This is a genomic window from Clostridium sp., from assembly GCF_021443865.1.
In the GTDB taxonomy this organism is placed as follows: Bacteria; Bacillota; Clostridia; order Clostridiales; family Clostridiaceae; genus Clostridium.
Window position 1 is genome coordinate 1 of sequence record NZ_JABUTB010000074.1, and the last position, 10,492, is coordinate 10,492.

General features: G+C 26.5%; 11 protein-coding genes and 1 pseudogene. 10 read left to right on the plus strand and 2 right to left on the minus strand.

What is annotated here, in order from left to right; genetic code table 11:
• Positions 1-195: 195 nt before the first annotated feature.
• From HUJ77_RS12050 to HUJ77_RS12065, 4 genes and pseudogenes are all read left to right on the plus strand, one after another.
• Positions 196-960, plus strand: coding sequence for a threonine/serine exporter family protein (locus HUJ77_RS12050; protein ID WP_291708957.1), 765 nt, complete (start codon positions 196-198; stop codon positions 958-960).
• Complete coding sequence (locus HUJ77_RS12055; RefSeq protein WP_291708959.1) at positions 961-1,419, plus strand: threonine/serine exporter family protein; 459 nt, start codon at positions 961-963, stop codon at positions 1,417-1,419.
• Between the two features lie 181 nt (positions 1,420-1,600).
• Positions 1,601-2,491 (plus strand): ComEC/Rec2 family competence protein, encoded by an 891-nt coding sequence (locus HUJ77_RS12060; protein ID WP_291708976.1) that lies wholly within the window; start codon positions 1,601-1,603, stop codon positions 2,489-2,491.
• 212 nt (positions 2,492-2,703) lie between these two features.
• Positions 2,704-3,606: pseudogene (locus HUJ77_RS12065) on the plus strand (aldo/keto reductase family oxidoreductase).
• A gap of 127 nt (positions 3,607-3,733) precedes the next feature.
• Here the strand turns inward: HUJ77_RS12065 and HUJ77_RS12070 are convergent.
• Positions 3,734-4,156 carry a hypothetical protein gene (locus tag HUJ77_RS12070; protein WP_291708960.1) on the minus strand — a complete coding sequence of 141 codons (423 nt, stop codon included), beginning with the start codon at positions 4,154-4,156 and terminating at the stop codon, positions 3,734-3,736.
• 200 nt (positions 4,157-4,356) lie between these two features.
• Here HUJ77_RS12070 and HUJ77_RS12075 point away from each other — a divergent pair, with 200 nt between their 5' ends.
• Positions 4,357-5,064 (plus strand): putative ABC transporter permease, encoded by a 708-nt coding sequence (locus HUJ77_RS12075; protein ID WP_291708962.1) that lies wholly within the window; start codon positions 4,357-4,359, stop codon positions 5,062-5,064.
• Positions 5,065-5,076: 12 nt separating this feature from the next.
• Positions 5,077-5,490, plus strand: coding sequence for a hypothetical protein (locus tag HUJ77_RS12080; protein WP_291708964.1), 414 nt, complete (start codon positions 5,077-5,079; stop codon positions 5,488-5,490).
• Positions 5,491-5,526: 36 nt separating this feature from the next.
• Here HUJ77_RS12080 and HUJ77_RS12085 read toward each other — a convergent pair whose 3' ends face one another.
• Positions 5,527-6,075: a DnaJ domain-containing protein gene (locus HUJ77_RS12085; RefSeq protein ID WP_291708965.1), complete on the minus strand. Its 549-nt coding sequence runs from the start codon at positions 6,073-6,075 to the stop codon at positions 5,527-5,529.
• Positions 6,076-6,194: 119 nt separating this feature from the next.
• On the opposite strand from HUJ77_RS12085, the gene HUJ77_RS12090 reads away from it, so the two are divergent.
• The 4 genes from HUJ77_RS12090 to HUJ77_RS12105 all read left to right on the plus strand — a co-directional run.
• Positions 6,195-7,070 (plus strand): radical SAM protein, encoded by an 876-nt coding sequence (locus tag HUJ77_RS12090; RefSeq protein WP_291708968.1) that lies wholly within the window; start codon positions 6,195-6,197, stop codon positions 7,068-7,070.
• A gap of 11 nt (positions 7,071-7,081) precedes the next feature.
• On the plus strand, positions 7,082-8,056 hold the full coding sequence (locus HUJ77_RS12095) for an aromatic acid exporter family protein (RefSeq protein ID WP_291708971.1): 975 nt from the start codon (positions 7,082-7,084) through the stop codon (positions 8,054-8,056).
• 58 nt (positions 8,057-8,114) lie between these two features.
• Entirely contained in the window at positions 8,115-8,897 is a 783-nt protein-coding gene (locus tag HUJ77_RS12100; RefSeq protein WP_291708972.1) for an ABC transporter ATP-binding protein, read from the plus strand.
• 2 nt (positions 8,898-8,899) lie between these two features.
• Positions 8,900-10,492: hypothetical protein (locus HUJ77_RS12105; protein WP_291708974.1), on the plus strand; the 1,593-nt coding region annotated here is incomplete at its 3' end.

Genomic DNA, 10,492 nt, shown 5'->3' on the forward strand with positions numbered 1-10,492 from the left:
ATCTAACCTAATTATAAGGGTCTTTTTATATTTGTCTACCATAAGGGGATTATACTATATAGGAGCCTTTTCTTTAATTATATATTTTAAAAATTTATTATTAAATAGCTATTTTTATTGAGAAAAACCATATAGACATGTTAAATTTGGAATTGTATAATATATGAGGTTAATTTAAAAAAGAAGGGATAAACCATGGAAATAAATGAAATACTGGAAGTAGCTAATTATGCAGGTAAAATAATGTTACAAAGTGGTGCAGAAGCTTATAGAGTTGAAGAAACTATGAATAGAATCTGTATATCTTTAGGTGTAGAATCTGCAAGTAGCTTTGCAACTCCCACAGTAATAATATCCTCTGTATCACATAATGGAGCAATAAAATCCTTAGTTGAAAGAATTTCAAATCGTTCAGTTGATTTGCAAAAGATTCATAAAGTAAATGACTTAGCAAGAAGTATTGATAGAGATAATATTACATTAGAAGAGTTAAAGAGAAGTCTTAAGGAAATAGAAGAAGAAAAAAGATATTCAAATAAAACAACAATTTTATTTTCTGCCATAGGAGCTTTGGGATTTGTATTTTTATTTGGAGGCTCTTTAAGAGATGCCATAGCTGCGTTTTTTATTGGACTAGCAGTAAAATATGTGTCTATAAAGTGTGAAAATATAGGAATAAATACTTTTTTTAATACAAGTATATCAGCAGGTATTTTAGCCTTATTAGCTATAATATCTATAAAAATTAATTTAGCAAATGATATGGACAAGGTTATCATAGGATCTATAATGCTTTTAGTTCCAGGACTTGCAATTACTAATGCCATTCGAGATACAGTGGCTGGGGATTTAGTGTCAGGCCTTGCAAGAGGTGCAGAAGCTTTCTTAATAGCTATTGCAGTTGCAGTTGGAACAGGAGTAGTTTTAAGCTTTTGGATAAGCGTCTTTGGAGGTATATAAATGACATTAGAAGTTTTATCTGCTTTTATAGCAGCTTTTGCTTTTGGAATAGTATTTAATATAAAAGGAAAAAATTTATTTTTTGCAGCTATTTGTGGTGCTTTAGGGTGGTTTGTATATAAGCTGTCATTATTTTTTGGATATTCGGATATAACATCCTTATTTTTAGCATCTCTTGCATTAAGTATATATTCAGAAATATTTGCAAGAATTCTAAAGACACCTGTAACTACCTTTGTAATAGCTGCTTTAATTCCATTAGTTCCAGGAGGCGGGATGTACTATACAATGGTTGAAGCAATAACTGGTGATATTATGAAATCATTAGAAATAGGAATAAAAACTATAGCTTCAGCAGGTGCATTAGCTTTGGGTATAATATTAGTTTCTACACTTACCAAAACTTTCATGAAAAACAAGAGTTTTAAAATGAATAATAAAATTATTATCCACAAATAATATGGTTGTAGTCGCAAGTTATTTATTTTTATTTGACTATGACTATGGGGCACTGCAGGACAAAATGCAGTGCCTTTTGACATTTTAAGAGTTAATACATATAATATTTATGATTTAGATATATTAGGAGGACGGGATTTTGACTAAAGAGAAGGATTTAAAAAATGCTTTTGAAAAAACTATGAAAAAGCATAAGGGTAATAAAAAAGCACAGTTAATAACTATTGTTGTATTTGCAATTATTGCAGCATTTTCAGCTTTCTTTGGAAAAGATATTGTAGATAATAATCTAGGGAATACTAATGGTAATATAGAAATATCTTATTTAGATGTTGGACAAGGCGATGCAGCTTATATTAGAGTTAATGGTTTAGATATACTTATAGATGCAGGTCCAAGAAGTGATGCTGATAAGCTATTGAAGCAGTTAGAAGAAAAAAATATAGATGATTTTGAAATAGTTATAGCAACACATCCCCATGAAGATCATATTGGAGGAATGACGAAGGTATTTGAAAAATATGAAGTAAAAAGCTTTTATATGCCTAAGGTAACAAGTACAACTAAGACCTTTGAAAATATGATGAAGGCAGTAAGTAATGAGGGACTTAAGGTAAAGGTAAAGGTAATTAATGAAGGAACTAGTATTGATATAGGAGAAGGTGCTAAGTTTATAGCTTATTCTCCAAATAAGGATACTTATGATAATCTTAATGATTATTCACCAATTATGAAATTAACTTATGGGAATAAATCATTTATATTTACAGGGGATGCAGAGAAGTCTGTAGAATCAGAAGTTTTAAAAAGTTATGCAAATGAATTAAAAGCAGATGTTATTAAGTTTGGTCATCATGGCTCTAGTACATCATCTACAAAGGAATTTATAGATGCAATTTCACCTCAGTATGGAATAATTAGCTGTGGAGTTGATAATTCATATGGACATCCACATAGAGAAATATTAGATATAATTAAAAATATGGGGATTGAAGCATATAGAACTGATAAGCAAGGGCAAATTACCATTACATCTGATGGAAATACTATAGAGGTTAAAACAGAAAAATAATAAAAATAATAGGAGGAAGATAATTTTTATCTTTCTCCTATTATTTTTATATAAAAAATTTAATATGAAAATTAAAGTAAAAAAGTATGTTAATATGTAGAAGGAAAAAATATTTAGGAAAGTTTAGCCATTTTTAATATTGCATAGGTTAATATGTATGTAGGGATATGCTATAATTAATTTATTTACTAATGAATGTAGGAGGAAGAAAAATGAATAATGTTAAGTTAAGGGATGATTTAGAATTTTCTAGAATCGTTCAAGGATATTGGAGATTAATGGATTGGAATATAAGTGATGATGAATTAGTTAAACTAATTGAAGAAGCTTATGAATTAGGAATAACAACTGTAGACCATGCTGATATTTATGGGAACTTCTGTTGTGAAGAAAAGTTTGGAAATGCATTAAAAATAAGAAAGGGCCTAAGAGAAAAACTTCAAATAGTAACTAAGTGTGGAATTAAGTTTCCATCTGAAAATAGACCAGAGAATAAGTCACACTGCTATGACACAAGTAAGGAACATATAATTAAGTCAGCAGAAAGATCCTTAAAGAACTTTAATACAGATTATTTAGATGTATTATTAATTCATAGAGTAGATGCATTATTAAACCCAGAAGAGGTAGCAGAAGCATTTACAAAATTAAAAACTCAAGGAAAAGTTAGATATTTTGGAGTGTCAAATTTTTTACCAGCACAGTTTAATATGCTAAATTCATATTTATAAGATAGTCTTGTAACAAATCAAGTAGAAATTTCACCTTTATGTCTTGATTCCTTTGAAAATGGTACTTTAGATTTAATGCTAGAAAAGAGAGTTAAACCAATGGCATGGTCTCCGTTAGCAGGAGGAAGATTATTTAATGCCAATGATGAAAGAGCTTTAAGAGTTCAAAATGTATTAAATAAGATAAAAGATGAAGTGTCAGCTAATGGAATTGATGAAGTAGTATATGCATGGCTACTTATGCATCCAAGTAATATAATGCCTATAGTAGGTTCTGGTAAGATAGATAGAATTAAAACTGCCATAAGAGCAACAGAAATAAAATTAACAAGAGATCAATGGTTTGAAATATATGTAGCTTCAAGAGGAGTAGATATACCTTAATGGAAATGAAGAATCAAGAATTAAAGAAGAAACTCCTTACGGAGTTTCTAAAATAAATATATTTTTAATAATTTGGAACAAATTACATCATTAAGTATACATTCTAAATTTGTAGCCACAATGTATATTAAGTTCTAAAATCGAATTTATGTAAGCAACGTTTGCAGGTTACAACTACTTTCCCTTTTTTTCTTGGAAGTCTTAATTTTTGACCGCAGTTAGGGCATTTTGTTATTTTATAGTTTTTCTTTTCATTAACTTTATTTTTAATTACTTGATATAAGTAAGAAAAACTAGTAAAGTCAATAGGTTGACTATTATATGGAATTCTTAAGCCTACTTTAGATAAAGGTTTATTAAGAAAGGTAATTAAGGAATTATTTTCAGATCTTCTTTTATAAATATTTCTTGAAAATATTCTTAATAAAGAGATTATTACTAAAGCTGTGCCTATAATACTTGTATATCTTGAAAGATTAAGTAGTGAAGCTACTAGTAATAAAATTAGTGATAATAAGTCAATACCGTAAATGCCTTGTAAAAATTTCATGTTAACACCTCTATATACTATAATAAATATATTATAGTACAAAGAGATAAGGCTATCAATTATGCAATTTTTACTTTTGTATAAAATAATATACATAAAAAGATTAACTATAAGAATGATAATATACATAAAGAATATATGATTAAGTATATATATTTAATTAAATAAGTAGTTTGTGATTAGTTATTGGGGTGAGTTATATGTGGGGATTAGTTTTGTTTTTATATTTTAGCATTTATAGTTTATTAGGCTGGATTTGTGAAGTTGTTTATTGTTCTATACCAGCTAAAAAAATTATTAATAGAGGTTTTTTAAAGGGTCCAGTTTGTCCTGTATATGGATTTGGCGCAGTATTTGTAATTTATATAATGATGGGATTAAATATTACTTCTCCTTTTATGATATTTATATTTGGTGGAATTATAGCTTCAATAATAGAATTTTTAGCAGCTATATTATTAGAATCTGTATTTCATACAAGACTTTGGAATTATTCTAATAGAAAATTTAATATTAAGGGAAGAGTTTGTTTATTAAATTCATCTTTATTTTCAATATTATCCTTAGTATTAGTGGAATTCATCCATCCATTGATGTCAAATTTTATAATTAGTTTTTCAAATATTACTATTATAATAACGTCCTATATATTAATATTTGTATTTGTAGTAGATCTTACATTAACTATTAGTGAAGTAGTTAATTTAAATATAACCTTAAAGAATATGAGTATTTTAGAACAACTTAAGAAAGAATTTAATAAAAAGGAATTTAACTTTAAAAAACTTAATAGGCTTAAAAGGCTTTTTGAGGCCTTCCCTCAATTAGAGCATAAAAGATATAAGGAAGAATTTAATAGGCTTAAATTAGTAATTAAGGAATCTATAGATAATAATATTAAATTTTAATTGGAGGTAAATATGTATATAGCATTTGGAAGAAAAGTAGTTGATACTGAAGAAATAAAAAATGAAATAGAAAAAAATTCTGAATTTAAGGTATTAAAGGATATGAGCAAGGGAACTAAAAGAGAAGATACCTTTGCATATAACTTAAGTATTTCAATTGATATTTTAAATGAAATAATTAGTGATGATTATGATATAAAAGACTTAAGCGAAGATGATTTATTTGATGAATACATGAGCTTAAGTGAAGAGTTAGCTACAGATATGGAAGAATTATTACCAGAAGATTCTATTATAGATGTAAAAGCATATAAATGGGATTTATCTGATAATGATATAAGAGTAATAATAGCAGGAGTCAATGAAGAAGTAGGAGAAGGAAAATTAAAGGATGTAATGAGAAGATTAATAACTCAGCTAGAGTAAATATATATTTGGAGCTGCTTTTGCAGCTCCTTTTATTTAGCAGAGGCCACCGCCACCACCCATATTACCGCCACCGCCGCCACACATATTCATATTGTTTTGTGGAGGGGCTTGATTGTTATTTGGAGTAGGATTTTGATTGTTATTTTGCTTGTAATAATTAATTATTTCATTAGATCTATTTCTTATGGTCTTTAACGTAGTTGAATATTCTTCATTTGAAGGATCAAGTTCAGTAGATTTCAATATGTGTTGAACACCAATATCAAACCAACCTTTTTTGAAATAAACAAATCCCATTAAATAATTCCATTCTGCAGAATTTTTTAAATCTAATAAATTTAATTTACTTTCAGCAATGGTAATATTGTTATTATCAATATAGGATCTTATTTCTTTATACAAATTTCCATTAACTAAAACATCATAAGCCATATTAGCATCATTAATGACACCTTCAGCTAAGGGTCTAGAATCAATTGTTGAATTTCCTAAGGCATATTCTTCTAATATGTTCTTATAAGCTCTTTTAATTTCATCTTTAGAAGCATTTGGAGAAACTCCTAAAACTTTGTATGGATCCAAATTAAGTTCACATCCTTTACATATTATTTAATTTAATATTTATCTCATATTACTTAATATATTGGAAGAATAACAATAATATGATAAATTAATTCTATAAAAGAAAAAGGAGATTACTTATGACAAGATTTAAAAAAATATATATAGAAACAACTAACATATGTAATTTAAGTTGTAATTTTTGCCCTAAGACTAGTAGAGAACTAGGTTTTATGAGTACTGATGACTTTAAAGAAATAATAAATAAAGTAAAAGGATATACAAATCATATTTACCTACACTTAATGGGAGAACCATTTCTAAATAAGAATCTAGGAAGCTTTCTTCAAATTGCAAAGGAAGCAAATATAAAGGTTAATATAACTAGTAATGGAACATTAATAAATAATGTTAAAGATATAATAATTAATTCCAATGCTGTTAGACAAATAAATATTTCTCTACATAGCTTTGAAGCAAATCAAAATAATATTAATTTTTATGATTATTTAAATAATATTTTGCAATTCATTGAGGAGGCAAATGAAAAAACTGAAATTATAACTTCCCTTAGACTATGGAACATAGATACTGAAGAACTAAAAGCAAATAACAATTTAAATTTAGAAATACTAAAATTAATAGAAGATAAGCTGAAAATAAATTTTTCAATAAAAGATGCATTATTAGATAAAAGAGGTATTAAGTTAAAGGAAAGAGTATATTTAAATATGGCAGAAAAGTTTAGTTGGCCAGATTCAACTATTTCACTAATTAGCGAGGACGTATTTTGTCATGGCCTAAGAGATCAAATAGGGATTTTATTAGATGGTACAGTAGTACCTTGCTGCTTAGATAGTGAAGGGAAGATACCTTTAGGAAATATCTTTAAAGATGAGCTAGAAGATATTATAAATTCAGAAAGAGCTATAAATATATATGATGGATTTTCGCAAAGGAAAGCAGTAGAGGATCTTTGTAAAAGATGTGGTTATGCAAAAAGAAAATTTAAATAGGGGGGAGTTGTTTGAAATATATATATAATTTAGCTTTTAAAATGACTATATCAGCCATGATAGCCTTATTAATTTCTAATGAATTAAATTTGCAATTTTCAACTGTTGCAGCTGTTATAGCTATTTTAAGTATTCAAGATACTAGAAAAAAAGCATTAATTGTAGGTAAAAATAGAATTGTAGCATGTACTGTAGCGATTTTTTTATCCGTTTTAATATATAAATATATAGGTCAAAATCCTATAACCTTTGCTTTGTTTCTTATTATATTTATTCCATTTACATCGAAATTTAATATATCTGAAGGGATGGTTCCAGCAGTGGTATTATCTACTCACATATTAGTAACTGATGAAATCTCTTTATATTTAATAATTAATGAGCTTTTAATAATGATAATAGGAGTGGGAATAGCATCAATTGCAAATTTATATATGCCTTCACTAAATCATGAATTTGAAAAAGATAAAGAGTATATAGAAAAAAGTTATAAGATTATATTAAATAAAATGTCTAAATCCTTATTAACTTATACAGTGGATATAGATGAGCAAATTCTTATTAGAGACATAGAAAATAGATTAAATGAAAGCTTAGACAGAGCTTATAAAATATATAATAATAACTTTTCAGAAGCTAATTATTATTATGTTGATTATATGAATATGAGAAAAAATCAGTTTGAAATTATAAAAAAATTAAGATCACATTTCGAAAAATTTTATATGTCCTTTGAACAAACTTATATGATATCAAAATTTACAAAAAGTGTTTCAGAGCAAATAAAAGATACAAATGATTGTAAGGAGCTTTTAGAAGAATTAAAGTTATTAAAGTTAGGATTTAAGGAAATGCCACTTCCAAAAACTAGAGAAGAATTTGAAAATAGAGCTCAACTATTACAATTTTTAAATGATATAGAAGATTTATTAATAATGAAAAAGAATTTTATACTGAGATATAATTTACAAGGTAGTAAGAAATAGTGCTTTACAATTTTACATTTAAGTAAAAATTAGGTAAAATTATATGAGAGGTGATAAAATGGAAAATAATATGGTATTAGAATTAGTTGACTTAAGGAAAAGCTTTGGAGAAAAGGAAGTCTTAAAGGGTATTAACTTAAAGGTTAGTAAGGGAAGTATTATAGGCTATATAGGACCTAATGGAGCAGGAAAAAGCACAACTGTAAAATTAATACTTGGGTTGCTTAAAGGTTATACAGGGGAAATTAAGGTTTTTGGAGAAGAAATATCAAAGGAGAATGAAAGCTATAAAAAAAGAATAGGATATGTACCAGAAGTTCCAGAAATATATGATAGTTTAACTGGAAAAGAGTATTTAACCTTCGTTGGACAACTTTATGGAATGGAATATAATAAGGCTGATGAAAAAGCAAAAAAATTAATGGATATACTAGGAATATTAGATTCTTATGAGAAGAGAATATCTTCTTATTCTAAGGGAATGAAGCAAAAACTTATTCTTATAGCTAGTTTAATTCATAATCCAGAAGTTTTATTTTTAGATGAGCCTTTAAGTGGATTAGATGCAAACAGTGTTATGATTATAAAAGAAATATTAACCTACCTTGCTAATGAAGGTAAAACTATATTTTATTCATCTCATATAATGGAGATAGTAGAAAAAATAAGTGATAGAATTGTATTAATTAATAATGGTGAAATTGTTGCTGATGGAAATTTTGAAGAATTAAAAAATAGTTATAAAGAAAGTTCTCTTGAAAATATATTTAACGAAGTTACTGGATTTCATGAGTATAAAGAACTTGCTGAAAGTTTTATTTCAGTGGTTAAAGAGGTATAGTCATGAAGGAGTTTAAGGTCTTAAAAATTATAGACAAGTTATCAGGATTATACAAAAAAGCTGGTGTAGATTATGATGCCTTTAGATTAATATTAAATGTAAAATTAACTATGGATGGAAGACGGAAAGCAACAGTTTTTAATGATACTAAAAAGAATAAAGAGGATTCTAATCAATTTTATAAAGCTTTAATAATGTATGCTTTCTTTGGGGTATTTATAGGACTTATGCTAATGTTTGATATAAATAAAATGTATATGATGACAGTTTATTTTTCAGCAATTATGTTTATGATTTTAACTATTTTCATTTCAGATTTTTCCTATGTAATTTTAGATGTAAGAGATAAAAATATATTATTCACTAAAGGTGTGGATAGTAAAACTATTAATGCTGCAAAAATAACTCATGTGGTTATTTATATGATTTACTTAACTCTTGCTTTAGTTGGTGTTTCTTTTTTAATATCTTTTAAATATGGAGGATTATATTCTTTAATATTTATATTAGAAATCATATTATTAGATATATTTATGATTATTATAACAGCATTAGTATATTTATTTGTTTTAAAGTTTTTTGATGGTGAAAAGCTTAAAGATATGATTAATTTTGTTCAAATAATTTTAAGTGTAGTTATGGTAGTAGGTTATCAAATAATTCCTAGACTTTTTGGGGTTTTTGATATATCGGACATTTCCTATAAAGAAAAGATATGGCATTTATTAATACCACCTATGTGGTTTTCAGCTCCACTGTCTATTATTTCAGGAGAGGAAATCACTTTAATAAAAATAATAATGTGTTTATTAGCTATAGCTGTGCCAATAATATCTATGATTATCTATATAAAATCAATACCATCCTTTGAAAATAATCTTCAAAAACTAAATAATAATGAGGATAAAATAAAAGAAAAAAATAAGTTGTTAATAAAGATTAATAATTTGTTTTGTAAGGATAATAGTGAAAGAGCCTTCTTTAATTTTTCTCTTGGTATTATGAATTCGGAGAGAGAATTTAAGCTAAAGATTTATCCTAATTTAGCATTAGGAATAGTTTTGCCAGTACTATTTCTTTTCCCATCAATAGATAGAAATAATATAGGTGGAATATTTGATAATATAAGAAATTCAAGGTTTTATTTGACTATTTATGCCTTTGCACTTGTTATACCTAATATTTTAATAATGCTTAGATATTCTGAAAAGTATTTAGGGGCATGGATATATGAAGTAGCACCAATTATGGAAACTTCAAGTATATTTAAAGGAGTAATTAAAGCAGCTTTATATAAGCTAATGCTTGGGCCTTATATAATTTTATCTTTAATATTTATTATAATATTTGGACCTAGGGTAATTATTCATTTAGTTATTGCATTTTTAGGTTTTATATTATTAATGATAATTAACTTCGGAGTTTTAAAAAAAGTCTTTCCTTTTTCTCAGAAGTTTGAAGCTACCAATAGTGGGGAAGGATTAGTAACATTATTTACATCTTTAGGCTGTGCTGTAATATTACTTTTAGTTCACCTTGCAGTTAGTAAAATTCTTTTATTAAATTTTATATATTTAATAATTTTAATTATAATA